This is a genomic window from Flavobacterium taihuense, assembly GCF_019351435.1.
Lineage (GTDB): Bacteria > Bacteroidota > Bacteroidia > Flavobacteriales > Flavobacteriaceae > Flavobacterium > Flavobacterium taihuense.
In genome coordinates this window covers 19478-45016 of sequence record NZ_JAHWYN010000011.1, presented here as the reverse complement: position 1 = coordinate 45016, position 25539 = coordinate 19478, and the positions used below count along the sequence as shown (strand labels likewise).

General features: G+C 35.5%; 20 protein-coding genes. 2 read left to right on the top strand and 18 right to left on the bottom strand.

The features are described from left to right. The first annotated feature begins 2 nt into the window (after positions 1-2). Positions 3-1124, top strand: coding sequence for a cysteine desulfurase family protein (locus tag KZH69_RS12985; protein ID WP_219317903.1), 1122 nt, complete (start codon positions 3-5; stop codon positions 1122-1124). Here KZH69_RS12985 and KZH69_RS12980 read toward each other — a convergent pair. From KZH69_RS12980 to KZH69_RS12895, 18 genes are all read right to left on the bottom strand, one after another. After that, positions 1121-2098 carry an MlaD family protein gene (locus KZH69_RS12980; protein WP_219317902.1) on the bottom strand — a complete coding sequence of 326 codons (978 nt, stop codon included), beginning with the start codon at positions 2096-2098 and terminating at the stop codon, positions 1121-1123. The two genes, KZH69_RS12985 and KZH69_RS12980, sit on opposite strands and share 4 nt — an antisense overlap. An 8-nt stretch (positions 2099-2106) precedes the next feature. Next, a complete protein-coding gene (locus tag KZH69_RS12975) occupies positions 2107-2859 on the bottom strand; it encodes an ABC transporter ATP-binding protein (RefSeq protein WP_219317901.1) in 753 nt (250 codons plus the stop codon). A gap of 4 nt (positions 2860-2863) precedes the next feature. Continuing rightward, positions 2864-3646, bottom strand: a complete 783-nt coding sequence (locus KZH69_RS12970; protein ID WP_219317900.1) for an MlaE family ABC transporter permease — start codon at positions 3644-3646, stop codon at positions 2864-2866. 98 nt (positions 3647-3744) lie between these two features. After that, a complete protein-coding gene (locus tag KZH69_RS12965; protein WP_219317899.1) occupies positions 3745-4038 on the bottom strand; it encodes a chaperone modulator CbpM in 294 nt (97 codons plus the stop codon). Between the two features lie 78 nt (positions 4039-4116). Continuing rightward, entirely contained in the window at positions 4117-5019 is a 903-nt protein-coding gene (locus KZH69_RS12960; protein WP_219317898.1) for a J domain-containing protein, read from the bottom strand. 291 nt (positions 5020-5310) lie between these two features. Next, positions 5311-6363 carry a reverse transcriptase family protein gene (locus KZH69_RS12955; protein ID WP_219317897.1) on the bottom strand — a complete coding sequence of 351 codons (1053 nt, stop codon included), beginning with the start codon at positions 6361-6363 and terminating at the stop codon, positions 5311-5313. Positions 6364-6892: 529 nt separating this feature from the next. Continuing rightward, positions 6893-7996, bottom strand: a complete 1104-nt coding sequence (locus KZH69_RS12950) for a site-2 protease family protein (protein WP_219317896.1) — start codon at positions 7994-7996, stop codon at positions 6893-6895. Positions 7997-8002: 6 nt separating this feature from the next. Next, on the bottom strand, positions 8003-8248 hold the full coding sequence (locus KZH69_RS12945) for an acyl carrier protein (RefSeq protein ID WP_219317895.1): 246 nt from the start codon (positions 8246-8248) through the stop codon (positions 8003-8005). Next, positions 8245-9429: a dihydrolipoamide acetyltransferase family protein gene (locus KZH69_RS12940; RefSeq protein ID WP_219317894.1), complete on the bottom strand. Its 1185-nt coding sequence runs from the start codon at positions 9427-9429 to the stop codon at positions 8245-8247. Before KZH69_RS12940 ends, KZH69_RS12945 begins: the two co-directional genes overlap by 4 nt. Next, entirely contained in the window at positions 9422-10405 is a 984-nt protein-coding gene (locus KZH69_RS12935) for an alpha-ketoacid dehydrogenase subunit beta (protein WP_219317893.1), read from the bottom strand. The genes KZH69_RS12940 and KZH69_RS12935 overlap by 8 nt, the downstream gene beginning before the upstream one ends. 41 nt (positions 10406-10446) lie before the next feature. Next, complete coding sequence (locus KZH69_RS12930; RefSeq protein WP_219317892.1) at positions 10447-10707, bottom strand: zinc ribbon domain-containing protein; 261 nt, start codon at positions 10705-10707, stop codon at positions 10447-10449. Positions 10708-10714: 7 nt separating this feature from the next. Continuing rightward, a complete protein-coding gene (locus KZH69_RS12925) occupies positions 10715-11140 on the bottom strand; it encodes a DUF5655 domain-containing protein (protein WP_219317891.1) in 426 nt (141 codons plus the stop codon). A 5-nt stretch (positions 11141-11145) separates the two neighbouring features. Further along, the gene (gene pdhA, locus KZH69_RS12920; RefSeq protein WP_219317890.1) at positions 11146-12135 is read right to left on the bottom strand and encodes a pyruvate dehydrogenase (acetyl-transferring) E1 component subunit alpha; all 990 of its coding nucleotides are present in this window, start codon (positions 12133-12135) and stop codon (positions 11146-11148) included. A gap of 23 nt (positions 12136-12158) precedes the next feature. Continuing rightward, on the bottom strand, positions 12159-13670 hold the full coding sequence (locus KZH69_RS12915) for a Do family serine endopeptidase (protein WP_219317889.1): 1512 nt from the start codon (positions 13668-13670) through the stop codon (positions 12159-12161). Between the two features lie 40 nt (positions 13671-13710). Next, positions 13711-15444 carry an acetate--CoA ligase gene (gene acsA, locus KZH69_RS12910; RefSeq protein WP_219317888.1) on the bottom strand — a complete coding sequence of 578 codons (1734 nt, stop codon included), beginning with the start codon at positions 15442-15444 and terminating at the stop codon, positions 13711-13713. Positions 15445-15606: 162 nt separating this feature from the next. Then, positions 15607-18288 carry a formate dehydrogenase subunit alpha gene (fdhF, locus tag KZH69_RS12905; RefSeq protein WP_219317887.1) on the bottom strand — a complete coding sequence of 894 codons (2682 nt, stop codon included), beginning with the start codon at positions 18286-18288 and terminating at the stop codon, positions 15607-15609. Positions 18289-18336: 48 nt separating this feature from the next. Then, positions 18337-20784 (bottom strand): phosphoenolpyruvate synthase, encoded by a 2448-nt coding sequence (gene ppsA, locus KZH69_RS12900; RefSeq protein ID WP_219317886.1) that lies wholly within the window; start codon positions 20782-20784, stop codon positions 18337-18339. 569 nt (positions 20785-21353) lie between these two features. Continuing rightward, entirely contained in the window at positions 21354-22043 is a 690-nt protein-coding gene (locus KZH69_RS12895; protein WP_219317885.1) for an aspartate/glutamate racemase family protein, read from the bottom strand. Positions 22044-22395: 352 nt separating this feature from the next. Between KZH69_RS12895 and KZH69_RS12890 the strand changes: the two genes are divergently transcribed. After that, the gene (locus tag KZH69_RS12890; RefSeq protein WP_219317884.1) at positions 22396-25107 is read left to right on the top strand and encodes a M16 family metallopeptidase; all 2712 of its coding nucleotides are present in this window, start codon (positions 22396-22398) and stop codon (positions 25105-25107) included. The last annotated feature ends 432 nt before the right edge of the window (positions 25108-25539 follow it).

Sequence of the window (25539 nt, the reverse complement as noted above, 5' to 3'; positions counted from 1 at the left end):
CAATGAAAAAAGTTTATCTTGATAATGCATCAACCACACAACTTCATCCTGAAGTGATTGCAGAAATGACCAAAATATTGACCGAGGATTATGGTAATCCGTCTTCTACACATAGTTTGGGACGCAATGCCAAAAGTATTTTGGAGCTTTCCAGAAAATCGATAGCCAAGCAAATAAATGCTACGGCTGCCGAAATTATTTTCACTTCCTGTGGTACCGAAGCCAATAATTGGATTTTGAGATCAGCTGTAAAGGACTTGAAAGTAACCCGAATAATTACCAGTAAAATAGAGCATCATGCGGTATTACATACAGCGATAGCTTTACAAAATGAGTACTCCATTCAAGTCGATTATGTAAAAATCAAACCCAATGGCGAAGTAGATCTAACCCATTTGGTCGAATTACTATCGGAAGAAAAAAAGACTTTGGTTTCCTTAATGCATGTCAATAATGAAACAGGAACTATTTTGGATCTCGATAGAGTATGCCAGATTTGTAAAGAGCACCATACTTTATTTCATTCGGATACCGTACAATCCATCGGGAAAACCAAAATTGATTTGCAAGATATTCCAATCGATTTTATTGTCGCCAGTGCCCATAAATTTCACGGACCAAAAGGAGTTGGTTTTGCTTTTGTCCGAAAAAATTCTGGATTGCAACCTTTATTTTTTGGTGGGGAGCAAGAAAAAGGACAACGACCAGGAACTGAAGCCATTCATCAAATTGCAGGAATGGCAAGGGCTCTAGAACTATCCTATCAAAACCTGGAAACCGAAAGCGACTACATTGCATCATTGAAAAACTATACTATCAAAAAACTAAAAACCGATTTTCCTGATTTTAAAATCAATGGAGAAAACACCTTTTACAATTTACTCAATGTAATTTTACCTTTTGACGAAAGTAAAACTGCTATGCTTTTGTTTCATTTGGACATGAAAGGAATAGCCGTTTCCAGAGGCAGTGCCTGTCAATCCGGAAGCATTAGACCTTCTCACGTACTAGCCGAAATGTTATCGAATGATGATCTAAAAAAACCAAGTATTCGTATTTCTTTCAGTCATTTTAACACCAAAGAAGATATTGATTTGTTAATGGAAGGATTGAAAAGTATTTAAAGTCCATTAGCATTCTTTTTGGCCTTTTCCTGTTTTTTAAAATAACCTTTTAATAAAAAACTATGTTTCATAGCTTCAAGGTCTTCATTCAAGAGAATTGTTGCTTTATTTAAATTGGTCATGGTCGAATCTATTTTTTTGACCAAATTCGGATCGTTTGACAAATAATTGATAGCTCCATTTCCGTTTTTGATGTTCGAAACAGTGGCATTTAAGTTGGTTACCACTTTGTTAATCTCTTGGCTGGATTGATCTAAATTGATTACAATGCTTTTTATTTTTTGGGCAACAGCCGGATCATTCAAAACACCAATCACATTGTTTTTATCTCCCAAAGCCATAACCATTTTATTTAAGTTCTCAACGGTTTCCGTGGTTCCTTTGCTTGTCATTTTTAAGTAATTCATAGTGTTTTTCAAATCGGACGCCATGAGCGTATCATTGACTAAGGTTCCCAAAGTTCCTTTCCCTTGAGTAATTTCTTTGGTGATTTTAAGCAAATCGACCGTGAGTAAAGCGGCATTTTTATTGGTGACACTCAACGTATTCAACAAATCATCGGTACGAACGCGACCAGACGATTGTATTACATCGCCAGCTTCTATATGTGGTTGATTTCCTTTTCCCGGGGCGATATTGATTACCATGCTCCCTACCAAACCATCTGAACCGATACTTGCCAAAGCATTTTTTTTGATGTGCGGAAACATTGATTTATCGATAATCATATCCACATTGATGGTTGTATCATTTACCATATCAATCCCTCGAACTGTACCGATGTTAATCCCCGAATACCGAACATTATTTCCCAATTGCAATCCGTTTACATTGCTAAAAACAGCCGTGAGATGATCGGTTCTTCCAAACATTTTTTGTTTGTTTCCAATAAAATAAACGACAAGAATAAAGAGCATCAGTCCTGAAATAACAAAAAGGCCTAATTTAATTTTCTCTGAAGCAGTTTTTTCCATTTTTATACTTATTTAAAGAAAGCTTGTACTTTTGGATCTTTAGAACTTAATAAAGTTTCAAAAGTTCCTTCGGCATAATTAATTCCGTCAATTAATAAAATCATCCGATTCGAAATCATTCTGGCACAATCCACATCGTGCGTTATGATTATGGACGAAGTATTGTATTTTTTTTGAACAGACACCATCAGCATTAAAATTTCTTTTGAGGTAATGGGGTCCAGTCCTGTTGTTGGCTCATCATACAAAATGATTTTTGGTTTCAAAATCAACGTTCGCGCCAAGGCAATTCTACGCTTCATACCGCCCGAAAGTTCATTGGGCATCAAGTCAATCGTATTGGCCAATCCTACACTCTCCAATGCTTCCATTACCAAAGGAGTTGTATCTTGAATAATTCCAAATTTTTTGGTGTGCCGTCTCAAAGGAAATTCCAAATTTTCGCGAACCGACATCGAATCATATAAAGCACTCCCTTGAAAAAGAAATCCCACTTCGGTTCTAAGTTCATCCAGAGCTTCTCGAGAAAGTTGTTTGATGTCTTTTCCCATGACTTCAATACTCCCTTCATCTGGTTCTTCCAATCCGATTAGGCATTTGATCATAACCGATTTTCCCGAACCTGATTTTCCCATGACAACAAGGTTTTCTCCTTGAAAAAGTTCCAAATTAAATCCATCCAATACGCAATTATCACCAAAACTTTTTTTCAAATCTTTGATGACTACTATCGATTTTGTATTGTCTATATTGTTTTCCATAGCGCTAGACATCATAAAAAACATTAGAAACAAAAACCGCTATAAAGTCAATAATAAAAAGCAACATCGAAGAAAAAACTACCGCCGAATTAGCCGCCAGTCCCACTCCTGCCGTTCCTTTTTTGCAATAATATCCTTTGAAACAACCAACAAGCCCAATGGCAAAACCAAAAAAGAAAGACTTAATTGTTGAGGGAATAACATCAAAAAACTCGAGATGATTGAAAACCTGAGTAAAATACAGCAATAAAGAAACGTCTCCTTTTAAATTTTCAACCAAAAAGGAACCCAAAAGCGCCACGCCATCACCTATAAATACTAAAATTGGCAACATCAAAGTGGTCGCCAATATTCTGGTAACTACTAAATATTTGAAAGGATTTGTTCCTGAAACTTCCATCGCATCAATTTGCTCGGTCACACGCATCGAACCCAGTTCGGCACCAATTCCTGAACCGATACGTCCTGCACAAATCAGAGCCGTAATGATCGGACCAATTTCTCTAATAATAGAAACACTTACCATAGCGGGAATCCAAGAAACAGCTCCAAATTGTTGCAAAGTGGGTCTGGATTGCAAAGTAAATACCAATCCGATAATAAATCCCGTAACCCCAACAAGAAGCAAGGAGCGGTTGCCCATATTATAACACTGTCTAAGAAATTCTTTGAATTCTAAAGGACGCTTGAATACTTCCTTAAAAAAACGACCCGCAAAATCAGACAGCTCGCCAATTTCCAGAAAAAATTCTTTGAATATTTCGATAATCCTAAAAATAGTATTCATTCCTTTATGAATTAATTTTTAATACGAATGGTACTCAAATATACGAATATTCCAGTAATTTCCTTTGTCTATTAATTACAAAATGAATGCTATTTTTTTTAATTCTCATACAGTCTAAGTCTATTTTGTGCAGCCATTAAATCCTTTTGCAAATGTTCTATTTTTTGCAAAAGATTAAAAACAACGTCTATCCCTTCGGGATTCACATCTAGTTCATGATGAATCCGAATCATTCGCTCCAAATTATGGATTTGTTTTTCGTGAAGATAGGGAGATTGCTCCATGATTTCAATTTCAATTAAACCCAAATCATGAAGATGATTAAAGAAAGAAAGCTCTACTTGATAGTGAGAGCTAACAGTTTTCAAAAGAATTAAGTTATCTGTTTTCATAGATGTATTTTTTATAGGTAGTTACAAATGGCATCGCAATTCATTATCACTATTCATTTTTTTTGAATTATAGCGATTTCATAGGGTTCTTAGCTTAGCCAATTCTGTAAATAATTCTTTTTCTTTTTCGGTAAGGTTTGTGGGTAATATAATTTGGTACGAAATGTATAAATCACCAAATTCTCCCTCTTTTTTATAAACAGGAAAGCCCTTGCCTTTCAGTTTTACTTTGGTGCCATTTTGAGTACCGGGTTTAACCGTTAATTTAACTTTTCCATCAAAGGTATTGGCCATAATCTCGCCGCCTAAAATTGCTGTATATAAATCTAAATTGACCGTTGTGTATAAATTATGTTTATCCAGTTTGAAATTCGTGTGATTTTCAATATTGAAAGTAAGATACAAATCGCCTTTTGGTCCGCCATTAGCACCTTCACCTCCTTGCCCCGGAATCTTTATGATTTGACCGTTTTCAACACCTGCAGGAATGGTCAATCGTATGTTTTTACCATTGATCGTAAGGGTGCGTTTGTGAGTAGTGTAAACATCTTTTAAGTCCAAATGCAATTCGGCATTAAAATCTTGTCCCTTAAAAGCTGCTGTACGTCCTCTGCCTCTTGAAGCCCCTCCACCAAACATCGATTCAAAAAAATCAGAATAGTCCCCACCACCAGAAAATCCGCCAAAACCACCTCGTTGTCCTCCATCGTTTTGATAGTGTTGTTGCTGCTGTCTGGCTTTTTCATATTCCTCTCCATGTTGCCAGTTTTCACCATACTGATCGTATTTTTTTCGATTCTCAGGATTGCTCAAAACCTCATTGGCTTCATTGAGTTCTTTGAATTTTCTTTCGGCTTCTTTATCGTTGGGATTTAAATCGGGATGGTATTTACGTGCCAATTTTCGGTACGCTTTTTTGATATCGGCTTCCGTTGCACTTTTATCTATCTCTAATACTTTGTAATAATCTATAAATGCCATTTTTACTTCGTTTATCAAATTTGGATGTGCTATAAATACCAATTCTTGGTCATAACTAAAAAAGAAAAAACAACTGAAAATAAAGCAATTGCCTCATCAAATTTAATCATTTATTTCGACACTAATCGTCAAAATGAAAGCTAATTGTAAGCGCTTTTTTTGGAATAAAAACAGTCGGAACAATCGCCTGGACATAAAGTAGAAAAAATAAAAAACAGTGATATTCCTCAAAATAACTTTTCCTCAAAAAAAAAATTATCCAGCACTAGACATCGAGATCACTTGTTTGAACTAATGATGAAATACCGGTTTACTCCATTCATTTTTCTTTTTTAAATCAATTAAAAAATCTTTATAATTACGGAATTCAGTGTCTTTGGGATTTATTTGAAGCACAAAATTTATTTTTCCCAACAAATGCTCCAAATAATTGTTTTGCAATATCCCTTTGCATTCCTGATGCTCATTGAGTCCAAATTTTTTGATATAATACACCGCTTGCCTTAGTGCATTACGTTTATGAAACACAACTTGCGGTTTCTCATTGACCACAATACCTATAACGGTTTGTCGTGTGTTGGGCAACATTAGTTTTGTTTTACTTTTATTTATGCTAAAATTCATATCCTCAACAATATCAGTCACTTTTTCTAACAGTTCTTCCTCATTAAAATCACCCGAAAAACATAAATCATCGGCATATCGGGTGTATCGGATCTTTCTTTGTTTGCAAAAATCAAAAATCAACGCATCCGCCTTTTTAAAAATCAAATTAGAAAGATATGGACTTGTAGGTGCTCCTTGAGGTAATGCATCCTCTTTGGTACACAATTTAGCCAGTAATCTTGAGACGAATTTAGAATAACCTAAGTCAATAAAAATATTTTTAATCGCATTTATTTTTATGGAAGGGAAAAAATTTTTCAAGTCTAGTGTCAATACCTTAGGCTGATTTCTATGAAATTTTAGGTTTTCAATAATCCTTACATTGGGTTTATAGGCTTTGGCAACAGGACTAACGGGAATTTTGTAGAGTATATTTTTGAGAATCCAAAGCTGAATCTCTTTTAAGCTCGGTAACGGTTCTGAAATAAGTCGTTTACTTCCGTTCTTTTTAACGATTTCGAAATTTCTATAAAAGCTGTTCGTGTAAAGTGTTGCTTTCTTGAGGTATTCTTTTTTGTAGCCCACCAGCTGAGCCAAATGTGATGTATTATAGATAACCGGAACATCATGAGAAAACAAAACCACTGCATAATCCAGACAGCGTTTTATATTCTGTTCAGTATAGCCAAATTTTAAGGCTTCTTTTGAAAAGGCGAAACTATATTGTGTAAAATCCATAATGCAAAAATCATTAATGGGAAGTGGGATTTTATATCCCGCTTCCCAATTAAGAAACAGGTTTAAAAGGTCGTAGCTCTGCGAAGATCTTTTAAAGCCTGTGCTTGAAAAAGCATTCAATTACAGAGCAGTGACTCACGGCTCCGTTGTTAGTAACATACTAACAGCTCTTTATGGAATGACTAAAAAATAATTCATTCTGCCTTGGAATAAATACATTTCTTTTGTCCCGTTTTGGAATTTTATTTTTCAAATCCTTTTGGATCCATTCCTCAATTTTTTTATTTTTTGCAGTAAAAAAATTCATCTTTAAATTGGTATAAAAACACAACAATAAAAAAACACAACAAACTAATAATCAGTAATTTATATGTAAAAAATTATACTATAAATTTACAAAAAAAGTAATCATTAACATCAATAAATGACTGTTTTTTATCAACAAATAAATATTTTTTTAATACTGTTTTTTTTGATAATTATTGAATCAACGAATGTATTTTCATTTTTCCATACTATCCTAAATTCTTTAATTCATTTGACTAATCCTGTTTGCTTTTATTGAACTTATCAAAACAAATTCCGAAAGAATATCAGCATCCAAAATACCTACAAGTCGTTCATTTTCATTGACTAGCAAAACGGCTGATTTTTTTTCATACACTCTTTCAATAATTTTTTCTAATGGGGTATCTATGTCAATAAAGGACAAATCGCTATCCATCACATTGTAGACATATTCTTCATCTCCCTTTTCTGAAAAAGCTTTTATAATTTGACTTTTGTTTAATGTCCCTACAACTATACCGTTTTGGGTTACCAAAAACTTTTTATGTTCACTGTGCAAAATAATAGCTATCGCATTTTTTAATAATTCATTTGCTTCAATAGTTTTATATTCTTTCATAACTACATTTCTTACCGTATATCCCTTGAGTACGTTTTTAAAAGCGACAGATTCAACTTCAATTTGAGCATAAAAAAAGACAAACAAGCCAATTAAAATCAAAATTGGATTATAAGCAACACCAAAAAAAACAAACCCTATGGCAATAAACTGACCAATTCGAACGGCAACTTTGGTCGCTACACTTCGATCTAATCTAAAAGACAGTAAAGCTCTTAAAACTCGTCCTCCATCCATTGGAAAAGCGGGAATCAAATTAAAAACTGCCAATGTAAAATTTACAACATAGAAATTTAAAAAAAAATTATTGGCGTTTACACCACTGGACAATTGAACGGCCAACTCCTCCGAATCACTCGGTATGGAAATAAAAAAATACGTTGTAAGTGCCAAAACAAAATTTACAAGAGGTCCCGCTATAGCAACAAATAACTCTTCTGATGGTTTTTCGGGTAAGCGCTCTAAGTTTGCAATTCCGCCTATTGGCAAAAGAGTGATACTCTTAGTCTTTATATTATAACTTTTTGCGACAAGGGCGTGACCTAATTCATGTAGTACTACGGTAATAAAAACACATAAAATAAACAATACTGACCATACTGCTTGCATCGAATTTTGTCCATTTTTATAATTTATAAAAACGACAAACAATATAAGAAAAGCAAAAGTCCAGTGCATAAATATACCTATGCCCGCAACGGTTCCAAGTTTAAATAGACCTTTCATTTTATTTTATTTCATTTTATTCATGATATAGAACAATAAATCACGTAACGTAGTTGTTTTTCCATAATCTTTCTCTGGGATTTCAATCCCCAACTTTTCGTTCAGCGCTATAATAAATTGCAATGCATCAAAAGAATCGATCCCCAGCGTTTCCCGAATATTTTCATCCGGTTTCAATACCGAGGGTTCCGTATCTGGCGCAATATTTTTTAATAGCTGAAAAATATTTTTTTTAATTTCATCTTCATTCATAATGATTCTGGTTTTTGTAAATTTCTAGCTAAAAGATTCAAAAACTGACTTCCAGTAAGTCCATCAGTAGCACGATGATCTCCTGCCAAAGTTGCATTAACCATAGATCGAATACCCAACATTCCGTTTTCGGCAAAAGGTTGTTCTGATATACTGCCAAAACCTATGATGGCAACTTGTGGTGGATAAATTATCCCAAAAACAGTATCTGCGCCACCATCCCCCATACTGGAAAGTGTTATAGTGCCATCACTTAATTCAGAACTTCTCAATTTCATGGCTCTTGCTCTGGGAATAATATCATTTAACGTTTGCATGATTTCATCAACGGTCTTCAAATCAGCCTGATGAATTGCTGGAACCATGATTCCACCATTATGCAAGGCTACCACAAAACCAATATTAATTTCTTTTTTTGGTTTCAATCCATTATCCCAAGTGGCATTCAAATCCGGAAAATCCTGTAGTGACTTCGCAATTGCTTTTATAAACAAAACAACAGGAAGTAATCTTGACTGTACTTTTCGCTGATCATTTTCTTCTTGCAACCAAGCCAAGGCTTTGGTCAAATCGATTCTTTTTTCCAGATAATAATGCGGAATTTCCCTATTTGATTTACTCATCGCAGCGGCAATTGCGGTACGAATAGCATCAGTAGGTGTCTCTGTTTTTTCAATTGCAACCGAAACATTTCCGGCTGCCCCTTTTTTAATGGTTTCTTGTTGTGCGATAAAACGTTCTACATCTTCCCTTGTAATTGCACCATGTGGTCCGTTTCCTTTTACATGCGAAAGAGCTATATGATGTTCTTCTGCCAATTTTTTGGCTAATGGAGAAGCTTTTATATGAATTTCTCTATCTGTTTCTTGCATGATACCTTCAGTTATTTTTTCTTCGATTGGATGCAATTCGATTGGTTTTTCTTTTTTGGTTTCCAAAGAGACTTCTATTGGTTTAATCAATGCCATTACAGTTCCTACTGGCACTTTGGTGCCTTCCTGAATCAATAATTTTTCGATAATGCCTTCATCAAAAACTTCAATTTCAATGAGTCCTTTCTGGGTTTCCACTTCGGCAATAATGTCCCCTCGCTTCACTGATTCTCCTGTTTTTTTCTTCCATTCGATCAATGTCCCATCTTCCATGTCTGCGCCCAAACTAGGCATTACAAACTCAATCATGATGTATCATTTTTTTTACTGCATTTACAATATCCTGTTTTTGGGGAACGGCAGCTTCTTCCAGCTGTGCAGGATATGGCATAGGCACTTCAACGCCACACAATCTTACTACTGGAGCATCCAAATCGTAGAAAGTTTTTTCCATAATACGAGCGCTAACTTCTGAAGAAATGCTTACGGAACGCCAAGCATCTTCGACGATAATTGCCTGATGTGTTTTGGCCACCGAAGCCAGAAAAGTAAACTCATCCAGTGGTCTTAAAACACGCAAATCAATCACTTCGGCATCAATTCCAGCTGTCGCTAATTCGGCAGCGGCCTCGAGGCATTTATAGACTCCGGTTCCATACGTTATGATTGTAATGTCTTTTCCTTTTTTTAGCACTTTCCCTTTACTAATATCGAGTATATCCGAATCAACAGCTATTTCTTTTTCTAAATTGAGCATTCCGGTATATTCAAATAGCACTACAGGATCTTGACTTTGCAATGCCAAACGCAGCATGCCTCGAGCATCTTCATGTGTACCTACAGACAAAACAACCAAACCCGGAACATGAGCGTAAAAAGGTTCCCAACTATGCGAATGCTGGGCTCCTAATTGCTTACTGATACCACACCCCATTCGGATTACAAGCGGAACATGCAATTGTCCTCCCGACATATGTTGCAAAGTAGCTGCATTATTTACAATTTGATCCAAGGCCAGCAAACTGAAATTGACAGTCATTACCTCAACTATAGGTTTCATTCCAGCCAAAGCAGCACCAATTCCAGCACCTACAAAACCCGATTCAGAAAGAGGCACATCCATAATACGTTCTTCTCCAAATTCCTGTAACAATCCTTTGCTTACCGCAAAAGCTCCTCCGTAACGTCCCACATCTTCACCCATCAAAAAAACGTTTTCGTCTTTTTGTAACGCTTCGCGAATTCCTTGTTTTAAAGCTTCGCGGTACGTAAGTGTTGTATTCATAACAGTATTTTTCATGCATAAATTTGTTTCTATTAAACAGCCTAACTTTTTTTCCAACGATTCAATCCTGGGAGAATATTTATCGCTTTTTGAATGGCATATTCATGGTGTTCCAACTTTTTCATTTGCTTTTGCACATTACTTCTCATATCCTCCAAATTCATTTTGGGATGAATAAATTCTCCGTTTTCATAACAGTATTTGCAATACTCATTGCTTTTTTGACCGTCTTTTTCGGTTCCTTTTGCTTCTTCTGAGTCAAGTGGCATCCCGCAACTTTGACAGATTGCTAAATTTTCCATGATGTATTTAATTTTTTATACTTTGTTTTTTTAAGCAATGAGCTTCCTCAACCCATTCCATCAATTCATCGTCAATATCCTTTTCATCTTTAATTTCAATATTATAGAGATAGCGATGAGCAGACATTTGAATATTCTTTTTGATCCTTTCCTTTTGTAAAATGTGGTCTAAACTAAAGTCTACGACTATTTTTTCCTTGAATATTTTAACAGCCACAAACGTAAATGTCCCAACAAAATGAATACAACATTCTAATGATTCTATTTTAAAGTCTCCCAAACGATTTTTTACGGAATTCTTAAATTTTTCATACAATGCTTTACTGCGATCTTTCCCTTTGAAGTGGTTATCCAACGGAAAAATTTTACAGGAATGTATTTGCCCTTTTCGTTCAAATTGTCGTCCACATTTAGGACATATCCACAATTCCATTTTATTTATTTTTCACTATAAACAAATTTTGTCAATTGATCTAATGGTTCCCATGTTCCCGCTTCCGCAAAATCTACCGCCATCTGGATTTTGTGCTCTATTTTTTGCTTCATTAGCTCTATTTCGGCTTCTGTAATCCATTGTTGTTCTAAAAGAAATTGCTGGTATTGTGGTATCGGATCTCTTTTTTTCCACTCGTCTACTTCGGTTTTTTCCCGGTATAATTCGGCATCAAACATAGAGTGTGCTCTAAAACGATACGTATTGCAAACCAATAGAAATGGCTTTGTCTCGCTTCTAACTTTTTGAACCGCTTTGTTAGCTGCGTCAATAACAGCCGTCAAATCCATTCCATCCACAGCAACGGATTCTATGCCATAAGCTGCTCCTTTTTTCTCAATTTCAGTCATCGAATGGGAATACTTTAAGGCGGTACCCATTGCATACAAATTATTTTCACAAACAAACAAAACAGGTACTTTCCATAGAGCGGCGAGATTCATGGCTTCATGAAATTCTCCCTCGGCAGCGGCGCCTTCACCAAAAAAACAACAGCTAATATTTGATTTTTTTTGTTTTTTAGATGCCAATGCCATTCCCACTGCTACGGGAAGATGACTACAAACAATAGCATTACCCCCGAAAAAGTTTTTTGACACATCAAATAAATGCATCGATCCCCCTCTCCCACGACTACATCCTTCTAGTTTGCCATACATTTCTGCCATTATCGAATCGGCATCAATTCCTCTGGCCAGAGCATGACCATGTTCCCGATAAGTAGCCAATACATTATCATCATCATTTAAAGCTTGTATTACCCCTACTGCAACGGCTTCTTCACCAATGTATAAATGAAGAAATCCTCTAATTTTGGCTTTAGAATATTGTTCGGCGGCTTTTTCTTCAAACCTTCTAATGAGTATCATTTGATATAAAAGTAGAAGTCCCTGTTTTTGATCTGATGGAAGAGCTTTTGCGACTGACTGTAACATGTTTTTTTCTTTTTATATTTTTTTTAAAGACCAAATGCATAAAAATAGTACGTAGGCTTGTTGGCATATTTGCCTTCAATCATGATACCACGGCTTTTAGATCCAACGGCATCCATAAAAGACTTGAGCGTGGAAACCGGTTTGTTATTGACAGCTGTAATCACAAAACCCTCTCGGATATCAGTATATGCTTTTATTTTTCCTTCTGTGATTTTTGTAATTTTCAATCCCGCTTTTAAATCATATTTTTTCTGATCTTCTTTAGTGATTTCTTCAAGTGTAATACCCAAATTTTTAAGCAAATCGGTGTTAACATTTTTCATCATTTGAGTGCTTGCTTCTTGTTTCTTTAGTGTTGCAATAAGCTGTTTTTGCTCTTTCCCATTTCGGATTAATGTTATGGTAACTTTTTCGCCCGGGTGTTTTCTCATAACGATTTCCTGAAATTGGGATGTGGTATTGGTTTCGATATTATCAATCTTAATGATGACATCTTTCACTCTAACACCGGCCTCATAGGCCGCTCCATTTACAGATAGAGTATCAACATATACTCCATTGGCACGCTCCATATTTAGCTCTTTAGCAAGAGAACTATTCATGTCACGAATTCCAATTCCTAAATAGCCACGTTGAACCTCTCCATACTTCATGAGATCATTGGTTACTTTTTTCACGATATCTACGGGAATTGCAAAAGAATATCCAGCATAGGCTCCAGTGGGAGTGGCTATTGCAGTATTAATCCCTATTAACTTTCCTTCTAAGGTTACTAATGCTCCTCCACTGTTACCGGGATTTACTGCTGCATCAGTTTGTATAAAAGATTCAATAGCTCCCTGATTGCTTAGAATATTGATATTTCTGGCTTTGGCACTTACAATTCCTGCAGTAACAGTAGATGCCAGATTAAACGGATTTCCCACAGCAACCACCCATTCACCAACCTCAATAGTATCACTATCGCCAAATAGAATAAAGGAAAGATTCTGTTCTTCAATCTTAATGAGTGCAAGATCAGTTTGTGGATCTGTACCTATTATTTTGGCCAAATAAGAGCGCCCGTCAAACAATGTGACTTCAATTTTATCAGCATCTTTTACCACATGATTATTCGTTACAATATACCCATCAGGTGTCAATATCACCCCAGATGCACTACCAATTATTGGCTCCGGATTTTCGTTGGGTTGGTATTTGTATTCTCTAAACATAGGATCTTGCCTGAAAAATTTTTTAAACAATTCATTTAAGTCATAAAAGTCATTGTTATCACCATTTTCAAATTCCTGTCTTTGTCTATTAAAAGTGCATTTAATATTTACTACCCCTGGCGTGGCAATTTTGGCTGCCATTTTGAAATCGACATTGCCTGTATAAGAAACTTTCGCAGCCGTTTTTGAAGCACTATTTTGAATATCTTCAATATTTTTCCCACTATTCTTATCCTGTGCATGGCATCCTTGCACCAAAAGAAAGAGGAAAAACAAAAATACAGCTTGACTATATGAATTGATTTTTCTAAATGTTGTCATGATCAAATTGATTTTTATTAAAAATGATTTTCGTACTATTTCAGGATTGTTCTAATGTTGAAATATCTCCTTCAGGTAAACCGAGTTCACGGGCTTTCAACAATCGCCGCAAAATTTTTCCGCTTCGGGTTTTTGGAATACTTTCAACAAATTCAATTTCTTTGGGAGCCACTGCCGGTCCCATTAGTTTTCTGGAAAAACCAACAATATCCATTCGGATTTCCTCATTGGATTCTATACCACTTTTCAAAACCACGAATGCTTTGACTAGTTCCCCAATTATGGGATCTGGTTTTCCAATAACTGCTGCTTCTGCAACTGCTGGATGTCTCATTAGCGTGCTTTCAACCTCAAAAGGGCCAACCATATGCCCCGAAGTTTTGATAATATCATCCGCACGGCCGATAAACCAGAAATACCCATCTTGATCTTTTTTGGCCAAATCACCGCTGATATACCATTCGCCAATAAAACATTTATTGTACCGTTCTTCTTCATGCAGATATCCTCTAAAAAGGGATGGAAATCCTTTTTTTAAAACCAGATGTCCCTGACTATTGGGTTCTGCAATAAATTTCAATTCTTTATCATTAATTTCAGCAATATCAATGGTTACACCTGGTAATGGTTTACCCATCGATCCAGGTTTTACTGTCATCGAAGGATAATTAGCGATCATAATTCCACCCGTTTCGGTTTGCCACCAATTGTCAAGAATTGGTGTTCCTAAATTTTCCTGACCCCAGATTACTGCTTCGGCATGAAGTGGTTCTCCCACACTCAGAATCAATCGCAGTGCTTCCAGATGGTATTCTTCACGTGGTTTTATATCCAACCGCATTAATCGTCTTATGGCCGTAGGTGCCGTGTACCAAATCGATATTTTATGTTCTTCCAGAATTGAATACCATCTTATGGCATCAAATTCTTCTTCGTCAATAATACTGGTAATTCCATGTAGCAAGGGGGTAATTATACCATACGAAGTTCCTGTTACCCAACCTGGATCTGCGGTACACCAATAGCGATCATCATCGTGAAAATCAAGCACATATTTTCCAGTGGCATAATGGGTTAGTATGGCTTTATGCACGTGTAATACCCCTTTCGGCATACCAGTCGTTCCACTGGTAAAATGCAGTAATGCCGCATCTTCTGGATTGGTTTGTGGAATATTAAATTCCTCAGAGGCCTGTTCCATAAGTTTAGAAAAAGACATTATTTGCTGTGAGAAATGTTCAGTAGCATCTGTTAGAATAATGAAACAAAGTGAGGGAAGCCTTTCCAGTAATGGTTTTATTTTTTTGTCAAATAAAAAAGAAGTGGTCACCAAAACAACAGCATCTCCCTTACTGAGTCTCTGAAAAACAGGTTCAGGACCAAAAACCGAAAATAACGGACAAAAAACGGCCGTATATTTTAATGTTCCCAAAGCCGTAATATATAATTCGGGGATTCTTCCAGCAAAGGAAAAAACGCGTTCTCCTTTTTTAACCCCCAACTTTTGAAGTACATTTGCAAATTTGGACGTCTTTTTTTGCAACTCGCCATAAGTGAGATCTTCAAAACTTCTGTCTTTTCGAATAAAACGAAGCGCAACGGTATCTTTTAAGTTAGTTTGGGCGTGACGATCTACCGCCTCATGAGCGATATTCAATCCTTTCCCGTCAGGGAGGCCATTTAATTCTTTGGAAATTTCATCCCATGAAAAAGAAGCTTGTACTTTCTCATAATTCAAAAGATGATGATCTATATTTTTTTTGGCGGAAATCATATTTTATTTTATAAAAATGGAACCAAATCAAATCATAAAATGTTCTTATTTACTGTATATTGTCAATATATAAGGGCTCAAAATTTGAAAAAAACAGGAAGACTTGGGATTGCTTCTCTCTTGTCAATTGATCTTAAAATTACTTCATAAGCTTATGAATTTTCATGAATTCAAATGCTGCTTTATTTTTTCTATACGTACAGCTGTTATTTTGTATTCAGGCGTTTGCACATAATTATCTCTAAACGGTCCTGTTATTTTGTTGATAAACACTTCTGTATTACTAAATGTTGTAAAACACTCCCCTTTTCGAACACTGTCATCCATTTTGACTTTCAAAAAAGCAGTTCCGTATTTACTTGAAATTTTAACCTTTTCCCCTTCTTTCATTTTTATAAAATTGGCATCATCGGGATGAATATGCAGAAAATCAGAAGAATGAATTTCTTTATTGGCGGTTCTGTAGGTCATTGTTCCCGAATTGAAATGATACAATTCTCTTCCAGTAACTAAGGTAAAAGGATACAGTTCTGAGGTTTGTTCAAGTGTAGGCACAAAATCTATTGGAGCAAGATTGGCCTTGTCTCCAATTGGAAAACTTTTTTCATGAAGAATTTCAGTACCGGGATGATTTTCGTCTGGACATGGCCATTGCAAACCATTATTTTGTATACGTTGATAGGTAATTCCATGAACCGCTTTCCATGCCTGTCTAATTTCATTCCAGATTTCTTCAGCTGATGTATAATTGAATAACTCTTTTTTACCCATTTTTTCTGCCAATGCGCATACAATTTCCCAATCGCTTTTTACCTCTTCCGGAGCTGGAATCACTTTTCTGATTCTTTGAATTCTTCTTTCAGAATTCATAAAAGTGCCTTCTTTTTCGAATGAAGAAGCAACAGGAAGAAACACATTGGCAAATCGTTTTGCGGTCTCAGTCAAGAACATATCTTGCACGATAAGCAAATCCAGATTGCTGAACGCTTTTTCGGTATGGCTTGAATCCGGCATGGTAAAATAAACGTCAAACCCTACAATCCACATCGCTTTGAGGTTGCCCAATGCGGCAGTGTCAATCATTTCGGGAAGAGTTAGACCTTTTTTATCGGGTAAATTGGTGCTCCAAAGTCTTTCAAACCGTTCCCTTTCCTTTTTCACGGAAGCAAGACCAGTGTAGGAACCCGGCTCACAGCCCATTACGGCTGCACCTTGTACATTATTTTGTCCTCGCAAAGGATTAACTCCGGATCCTGATTTGCCGATATTCCCTGTAATCAGTGCCAGATTTACCAAAGCCATTACCGACTCGGTTCCTTGAGTATGCTCCGTTAATCCAAGTCCGTGAAAACACATCGATGGAGATTCCGTCGCATATAAATGGGCAGCTTCACGAATTAGTTGTTCAGGAACTTTACATATCTTGGAAGCACGTTCAGGTGTCCAAAAACTGATGAACTTTTTAAAAACTTCCCAACCTTCCACTCGATTTCCTATAAATTTTTCATCAAACAATCCTTCCGCTATTATAACATTTGCCATGGCATTAAACAGCGGAATATTGGTACCAGCCTTTAACTGCAAATGGTATTTGGTGTATTTTGCAAGTTCAATTTTTCGAGGATCGATCACAATCAAATTGGCGCCATTCAATACGGCCTGTTTGATTCTTGCCCCAACTATCGGATGACTTTTGGTGGTATTACTTCCAGAAATTAGAATTGTTTTGGCTTTCTCGATATCATCATAAGAGTTGGTTGCCGCTCCAGTTCCCAACATCATACTCATTGCTTTGGCAGTGGGCTGATGGCAAACCCTTGCACAGTTTTCTACATTGTTAGTTCCGATAACGGCTCTTGCAAATTTTTGTATCAAATAATTTTCTTCGTTTGTTGCTCGTGCAGAACCAATAATAGCAATACTGTCCGGGCCATACAGTGCTGAAATTTCTTTAAATTTCTCGGAACAAAAAGCGAGAGCCTCATTCCATGAAACCTCTTCCCATTTCCCATTTCTTCGAATCATGGGATGTTTTATACGATCTTCGGCATAATTATAATTCCACGCATAACGTCCTTTCACGCAAAGATGTCCTTTACTTACGGGAGATTCCATTACTGGGTGAATCCCTATAATTTTTTCGTTTTTGGTTTCAACATTTATTTCGCATCCCACACCACAATAGGCACAAACGGAACGGGTTGTTTTTTCTGCAATCCCAAATTGAATAACATTTTTATCTTCAATTGCACCCGTTGGACATGTATCTGCGCAAGCGCCACAACTAACACAGGAACTTTTATTAAACAATCCCTTTGAATCAGATACAATTTGTTCTTGATCTCCTCTCTTCGACATATGCCACACGAACTGTCCCTGCAGTTCGTCACATATCTTGATGCATCTCTCACACTTAATGCATTGTGCCAAATCAACTTGAATATAGGGATGGGAAATATCTTTATGTCTTTTGGTTTTAATTGATACTTCTCCCTTTATACCATAATGATTCAACCAATAATGAAACTCTTTATCCGGATTTTTTTTAACTGCTGATTGGGGATACTCTTTGGCCATCATAGCAAGAATACCTTTTCTGTAATCCTCTATTTCCGGTGATGTAGTTTCGATTACCATCCTATCCATAAGCAAGGTACTACAAGAGGGTTGCCAATGTGAATCTCCATTTACTTTTACGAGACAAGAGCGGCAAACCGATGAGGAAGAAAGTCGACTATCATGACATACCGCAGGGATTTTGATAGCATTGTTCTGCAACAATTCTAAAATAGTTGTTCCTGCTTCAAAGGAAAAAAGACGATTATCAATTTTTACTGAAAGCATCCCTTAATTATATGGTATTAATTCTCACCTCTTTTTAACCGCAGAGCCTCAAAAAAGCTCATCCAATTCAGCGATACTTTCGATTATTTTTTTATGAAAGTCTTTTTCAGCACCCAAAATATTTTCAATTCCTTTTATCAAAGCATCAGGATTAAAAGAAATACTGTCTATTCCTTCTTCTACCAAAAAATTCGCAAAAGCAGGAATATCACTAGGCGCCTGACCACAGAGTCCTACTTTTATTCCCATTTTTTTGGCCATTTTAATGGTTTGTCTTATTAGGGCTTTGACCGCTGGATTTTCTTCGCTAAACAAATAACTGACCAATGTAGAATCACGATCCAAGCCCAAGGTAAGTTGTGTTAAATCATTGGAACCAATAGAAAAACCATCAAATAGTTTTGCAAATTCCTCTGCCAATAAAACATTACTTGGAATTTCGACCATGACATACACCTCTAAATCGTTGACGCCTTGCACCAATCCGTTTTTTTCCATTTCCGCTAATACCATTTTACCTTCTTCAACCGTTCTGCAAAAAGGAATCATCAATTTCACATTGGTAAGTCCCATTTCATTTCGCACTTTTTTCATGGCATCGCATTCTAATGCAAAACCTTTTCTATAAAAATCGCTGTAATAACGGGAAGCTCCTCGAAAACCAATCATTGGGTTTTCTTCGTCTGGCTCAAAGTATTGTCCTCCAACAAGGTTTCTGTATTCATTGCTTTTGAAATCGCTCATTCGAACAATAACATCCTTCGGATAAAAAGCTGCAGCCACAATAGATACTGCTTTGGCTAATTCATCCACAAAATATTTTTTAGGATCCGTATAGCCTTTGGTCAATTCTTTTATAGTTGAAATAACTTTTTCATCAACCACTTTTTCAGGTTCACACAAAGCGAGCGGATGAATTTTTATGGTATTCGAAATTGCAAATTCCATTCGCATGAGACCAACACCTTGATTGGGGTAGTAACTCAACTCGAAAGCCCTTTCGGGATCTGCTAGAATTAACATAGGATCGGTTTTTGGTATTTCAAGTTTACTGAAATCTTGCTCTTTTACTTCCCATTTCAACAATCCATCATAAATATTACCATCTTTCCCTTCGGCACAGGAGACTGTAATATCCTGACCGTTTTTTATGACAGCAGTGGCATTTCCGCATCCTACAACAGCAACGGTTCCCAGTTCTCGGGCAACAATGGCGGCATGGCTTGTGCGACCACCTTTATTAGTAATAATCGCTGCAGCTCTTTTCATTATGGGATCCCAATCTGGATTGGTCAAATCGGTTATAATAATTTCGCCATCCAATAATAAATTACCCTCTTGCGGACTGTTTAGGATTCGGGCTTTTCCAGAAATTATTTTGTCTCCCAATGCTATTCCTTTTACTAAAAGTGTTCCTTTTTCTTTTAGTTTGTAAATTTCCCGAACTTGTTTGTTTATTTTTCCATGAATCGTTTCCGGACGCGCCTGAACGATATAGAGTTTATTATTGAATCCGTCTTTGGCCCATTCAATATCCATGGCTTTTTTATAATGCTTTTCAATTTTATAACACCATTGGGAAAGCTGGATTACTTCTTTATCGCTTAATGTAAATTGATTTTGTTTATCCAATGACGTTTCAGTATTTACTATCGTATTATCAACAGATAAGCTTTCGGATTCATCAGAATAAATCATAGTAAATTCTTTCCTTCCGCAATGTCTTTTTAAAATGGGGTTCAAATTTGGCTTTTCTAAAGTAGGTTTAAAAACCATCCATTCATCTGGTGTAATGCTACCTTGCACAATATTTTCACCTAGTCCCCAAGAACCATTGATGATAATTGTGTTTTCGAAACCAGTGTCGGGATCTATCGTAAATGCCACACCGGAAGATGCTTTATCACTACGCACCATTTGCTGAACACCTACTGAAATGGCAATGTCTAGTTTGTCAAACCCCATATCAATTCGGTATTTTATGGCTCGGTCTGTATATAAAGAAACAAAACAGCGGTGTACGGCAGCCACTAATTGTGCTGATCCACAGATATTCAAAAAAGACTGCATTTGCCCAGCAAAACTCGCTGTAGGCAAATCTTCGGAAGTTGCACTGCTACGTACCGCAACATCAAGGTTATTTTTACCACTTTGTTCACAAAGAGATCTATAAGCATTCTCTATTTCCTCACGAATTTCAACTGGAATTACCGCTGATAAAATCAGCGCTCGGGCTTTTTCTCCTATAACAGAAAGGTTCGAGTAATTTTTTGTATCCAGCTGAATCAATAAATCTTCGAGTGGTTTCTCCAAATGATTTTTTTTAATAAAAAAACGGTATCCGTTTGCAGTGAGAGCAAAACCGTTGGGAATAGCAACCCCTATTGAGTTAAGCTGGGTATACATTTCTCCAAGTGAAGCATTTTTTCCACCAACTTTACCAATTTCGGATATATTAATTTGGTCAAAGAAAAGTATGTGGCTGTAGTTTGACATGTCTTATCGTTTTTAACGTTAGAATGACAATTAGAGTAAAAGACTTCAAATTATAAATGTATTTTGACATACATTTTAATTGAATAAGTAAATCTGTTTTTAAAGTTTTCTAAACACTAAAAATTGAGGCTGTCCATAAATGACTTTTAGTGCTTTTATTGGCATTTTTTACCATAACGGGAAGTAGTAAGTAGGAATACTTCCATAATAGAACCTAATTTGTATTAGCTTAAATTTTAATGAACATCAATTAAAACATAAGTAGCTGTTTTTATCATGCTCCCAATTTCATAAAATACAACTCTTAAATTCTGTCGTATTTTAATTATAAATAGCTGGTAAATTTAATGAAATATAATGATTTTTTAAATATTAAGAGCCTTTTTTATTTCAAAAAAAACCTTATTTAAAACGCTACTAAATAAGCACTTATATACAAAAACAACATGAAAATCAGTATCGTGCCATCGAACTGTTTAAATGTGTAAAATGCGCAACAAATAAATTTTAGTTGGTTTATTTTATGGTTTTAATATCACACAATAAATGCTCGAAATATTCCAATACTTTTAACTCAAAGCAAATGCAACAGCAGCGTTGGAATGAATCATAGCAGTGTCAAAAACGGGCACCTGGACTTCTTCTTGTCTTATCAATAATGGAATTTCTGTACAACCCAGAATAATCCCTTCAGCTCCATTGTCTATTAATTTTTCAATAATCGAAAGATATCTTGCCTTGGTACTTTCCAAAATTAATCCTTTTCCCAACTCATTAAAAATAGTATCATGTATAAAATCTCTATCGTCGGCTCCTGGTATTATTGCTTCAATATTCAAAGCCGTTAATTTGTCTTTAAAAAAATCCAATTCCATCGTGAATTTTGTTCCCAGAAGTCCCACTTTTTTCAGATTGCTTTTTTGAATTTCCTTAGCGGTTTCGGTAGCAATGTGAATGAGGGGCAAATCAACGCTTTCCTGAATTCGATCAGCAATAAGATGCATGGTATTGGCACAAAGAATAATCGCTTCGGCACCACAGTCTTTTAAATTTTGACACGCTTTTGACAACATATTGAATGTCGTTTCCCAATCATTATTTTCATTGTTTCTTTTGATGTCATTGTAATTGAAAGAATAAATCATGCACTCCGCAAAATTCACTCCTCCTAACTGTTCATTAACCCCTTCATTAATAAACTTATAATAATCTGCCGTAGATAACCAACTAATACCTCCAATAAGCCCTAATTTTTTCATTTCTTTTTTATTAATTCATTCGTACCAAAAATTAAAAATAAGAATATAAACCAAGGAAAACACTCAATATACCGCAATTAATAAACTCAATCCGGCTTTTCTATTGATAACCATACATTATGGAATACTTTGACTAATGCAATTACTTGTTTTTAACTTCCTTTTAAAAAAAATTTAAGTGATGTGTTCCAAACAATTACTATCAATTTTAATACTTTTAAAAAAAATTGTTCAAAGAATAAATAAAAAAATAAGTAGTCAAGAAACTTTCTTAAATTTTTCAAAACAACTGATTATTCTTTCAAAAAAAATCATATTTTTACAATATAAACTTACAACAATATCAAAAAAAATGAAAAAATTACTTCTTGTTTTGTCTTTTGTGTCCCTTTTGGTCACAACTTCCTATTCCCAAGAAGCTACTTTTGTCACTTCGGTGGAAGGGATAAAAGAATATAGCTTGCCCAACGGAATGAAAATTTTATTAATTCCGGATGCTGCACAATCAAATGTGGTTGTCAATATTGTGTATGGGGTTGGTTCCCGTCACGAAGGTTACGGAGAATCTGGTATGGCACATTTATTAGAACATATGCTATTCAAACGTTCTTCCAAATTTACTGATATCAAGAAAACAATTGCCGATAAGGGAGCACAAGCCAACGGTACCACTTATTATGACCGTACTAACTATTATGAAATTCTGCCTGCCACCGATGAAAATCTAAAATGGGCACTTGAAATGGAAGCTGATCGAATGGTAACCTCAGCCATACTGCAATCGGATTTGAACACTGAATTTAGTGTGGTTCGAAATGAGTTTGAAATTGGAGAAAATTATCCTTCCGGGGTATTAAGTGAACGCATTCTTTCTACTGCTTATTTATGGCATAACTATGGAAAATCGACTATTGGAAGCAAAGAAGATATTGAACGTGTTCCTGCTAGTCGTCTGAAAGTTTTTTACCAAAAATACTACCAGCCCAATAATACTACACTTATAATTGGAGGAAAATTTGATGAGAAAAAAACGCTTTCTTGGATTAAAGACTATTTTGCTCCTATTCCTAGACCAAAAACAGAAATTGAACAAACCTATACAGTTGAACCGCCACAAGACGGTGAACGATTTGTGGAATTGAAACGAAATGGTGATCTTCAATACATCGGAATGGCGTATCATACTCCTAGTTTTTCGGATAAAGAATATGCTGCTAACAATGCCTTAATTTCAATATTAACCAATAACCCTTCTGGTATATTGTATAAAAAATTAGTCGAAACGAAACTATCCACCAGTGTTTATGGATATACCGGAACCTTAAAAGATCCTGGATTTAGTATGTTTACCTGTGAAATTGCCAAAGACAAAGACATCAACCCTGTTCAAAAAGTCTTTTTGGAAACCATGAATGAAGTTCCTCAAATGACTTTTACAGAAGAGGATCTTAAACGAGCTAAAAATGATTTGTCAAAACAATTTGAAAACACCTATAACAAGACAATTAACCTATCAATAGCTATGACAGAATATGTTGGTGCTGGCGATTGGCGATTGTTTTTTTTAGATAGAGACAATGTAGAAGCCTTGACGGTTGCCGACATTCAAAATGCTGCCAAAAAGTATTATTTACAAAGCAACAGAACTTGGGGACGTTTTATTCCTGAAGCCACTAGCGAAAGAACTAAAGTAAATGACACTAAAGACATTGCAGCCCTTGTGAATGGCTACAAAGGAAAAGCAATGGAAGCCAATACCAACACCTTTGAAACATCAGTAGCCAATATCATGAAATCTACTGAAGAAGGAAAATTAGCATCGGGTGGTAAATATGCTTTATTGGAAAAACCTGCCAAGGGAAATAAAATTGAAGGTCGCTTGTTATTAAGGATGGGAGATGAAAAATCGTTGAGCCAAAAATCAATGATCGCCAATCTAACAGCTAGCATGCTGAAATTAGGAACTAAAACCAGAACTAAAAAAGACATTAACGACCAACTTGACCAATACAAAATTAATTTAAGCCTGAATGGATCTGTTGATGGATTATATGTAAGAATCAGTACTGACAAAACTAATTTAACCAATGCCTTAAACATACTACAGGACATTTTAAGAAACCCTTCATTCGATGTTACCGAATTTGAAAAGCTAAAACTAGAAACCAAAAACGGATTAGAGTCCAACAGAAATGAACCTCAAGCTGTTGCTAGTGAAGAGCTAACAAAACTAACTGCTTTGTATTCTAAATCACATCCTTACTACTCTGAATCCATAGATGAAAGTTTGGCTACTTTAAACAAAATAACTATTGAGGACATCAAAAATTATTATGCCCAATTTTATGGAGGTTCTAACAGCATTGCGTCATTTGTGGGTGGAATCGATAAACCAATTATTAAAACATTCTTATCCAATACTTTTGACAATTGGAGTCCAAAAACGGCTTACAAAAGAATTCCAACCCAATATTTTGATGTCAAATCAAGTGATAAAACCATTCAAATCAATGATAAGACCAATGCCTTTCTATTTGGAAAAATCAATTTGAATATTGGAGAAAAAAATCCTGACTATCCTGCTGTAGAAATGGCCAATGAATTATTGGGAGGTGGTTCATTCTTATCTTCCAGAATACCACAACGTTTACGTGAAACTGATGGTTTAAGCTATGGTGCAGGTTCCTATTTGCAGGCCAATGCAATTGATCCGACAACAGATTGGGGACTTTATGCCTATTACAACCCAACGATGAAAGAGAAATTGATTACAGCCTTAAATGAAGAAATTCAAAAAGCAATCAGTAAAGGTTTTACCAAAGAAGAATTTGACAGTTCTTTGAAATCTTGGTTACAAAACAGACAGACAATGCTTGGAACAGATGAATTTTTGGTTCGTCAACTAAGAGAAAATATGGATTTAGGAAAAACGTTCAAAGATTTTGAAGATTTTGAAAACAAAGTTAAAAACTTAGATGTTCAAAAAATAAATACGGCTTTAGTCAAATATTTTGATCCAAAGAAATTAGTTATGATAAATGCGGGTGATTTTGTTAAAAAATAATTTTTTGTTACCAAAAAACTAAAGTCCTAAGTTAAACAAAGAAAATTTAGCCTAGCAAAATTTAAATCGAAAAAAGGTGTTGAGCAATCAACATCTTTTTTTTGTCACTTTTTTTTTCTGGCTAAACCTAAAAGCAAAACGTTCCTTTATTATTTATGGCAAACCACTTATCTTTTATTTAAAAACTGATACTATGAACTTTAAAAAAATAAAAACTTAACAAAACTAAAACAAATCTTAATTAACAATCTAAAATCAGCACTATTTCGTAACTTTATAAGCCCGATTCTTTTCCTGAAAAATATCTTTTTATTTCAAACAAAATTAGTAATAATTCAATTTTTAAATCTACTAATCGCTCTTGAAAAATATTTTTTTTGCCCTCTAAATAGCAAAGTTCTAACTGAAGTTCATTTTAATTAAAAAAACAAA

Excerpts from the sequence above, each read along its gene's own strand:
- KZH69_RS12985 (WP_219317903.1), top strand. The coding sequence starts at position 3 with ATGAAAAAAGTTTATCTTGATAATGCATCAACCACACAACTTCATCCT.
- KZH69_RS12980 (WP_219317902.1), bottom strand. The coding sequence starts at position 2,098 with ATGGAAAAAACTGCTTCAGAGAAAATTAAATTAGGCCTTTTTGTTATT.
- KZH69_RS12975 (WP_219317901.1), bottom strand. The coding sequence starts at position 2,859 with ATGGAAAACAATATAGACAATACAAAATCGATAGTAGTCATCAAAGAT.
- KZH69_RS12970 (WP_219317900.1), bottom strand. The coding sequence starts at position 3,646 with ATGAATACTATTTTTAGGATTATCGAAATATTCAAAGAATTTTTTCTG.
- KZH69_RS12965 (WP_219317899.1), bottom strand. The coding sequence starts at position 4,038 with ATGAAAACAGATAACTTAATTCTTTTGAAAACTGTTAGCTCTCACTAT.
- KZH69_RS12960 (WP_219317898.1), bottom strand. The coding sequence starts at position 5,019 with ATGGCATTTATAGATTATTACAAAGTATTAGAGATAGATAAAAGTGCA.
- KZH69_RS12955 (WP_219317897.1), bottom strand. The coding sequence starts at position 6,363 with ATGGATTTTACACAATATAGTTTCGCCTTTTCAAAAGAAGCCTTAAAA.
- KZH69_RS12950 (WP_219317896.1), bottom strand. The coding sequence starts at position 7,996 with ATGAAAGGTCTATTTAAACTTGGAACCGTTGCGGGCATAGGTATATTT.
- KZH69_RS12945 (WP_219317895.1), bottom strand. The coding sequence starts at position 8,248 with ATGAATGAAGATGAAATTAAAAAAAATATTTTTCAGCTATTAAAAAAT.
- KZH69_RS12940 (WP_219317894.1), bottom strand. The coding sequence starts at position 9,429 with ATGATTGAGTTTGTAATGCCTAGTTTGGGCGCAGACATGGAAGATGGG.
- KZH69_RS12935 (WP_219317893.1), bottom strand. The coding sequence starts at position 10,405 with ATGAATACAACACTTACGTACCGCGAAGCTTTAAAACAAGGAATTCGC.
- KZH69_RS12930 (WP_219317892.1), bottom strand. The coding sequence starts at position 10,707 with ATGGAAAATTTAGCAATCTGTCAAAGTTGCGGGATGCCACTTGACTCA.
- KZH69_RS12925 (WP_219317891.1), bottom strand. The coding sequence starts at position 11,140 with ATGGAATTGTGGATATGTCCTAAATGTGGACGACAATTTGAACGAAAA.
- pdhA (WP_219317890.1), bottom strand. The coding sequence starts at position 12,135 with ATGTTACAGTCAGTCGCAAAAGCTCTTCCATCAGATCAAAAACAGGGA.
- KZH69_RS12915 (WP_219317889.1), bottom strand. The coding sequence starts at position 13,670 with ATGACAACATTTAGAAAAATCAATTCATATAGTCAAGCTGTATTTTTG.
- acsA (WP_219317888.1), bottom strand. The coding sequence starts at position 15,444 with ATGATTTCCGCCAAAAAAAATATAGATCATCATCTTTTGAATTATGAG.
- fdhF (WP_219317887.1), bottom strand. The coding sequence starts at position 18,288 with ATGCTTTCAGTAAAAATTGATAATCGTCTTTTTTCCTTTGAAGCAGGA.
- ppsA (WP_219317886.1), bottom strand. The coding sequence starts at position 20,784 with ATGTCAAACTACAGCCACATACTTTTCTTTGACCAAATTAATATATCC.
- KZH69_RS12895 (WP_219317885.1), bottom strand. The coding sequence starts at position 22,043 with ATGAAAAAATTAGGGCTTATTGGAGGTATTAGTTGGTTATCTACGGCA.
- KZH69_RS12890 (WP_219317884.1), top strand. The coding sequence starts at position 22,396 with ATGAAAAAATTACTTCTTGTTTTGTCTTTTGTGTCCCTTTTGGTCACA.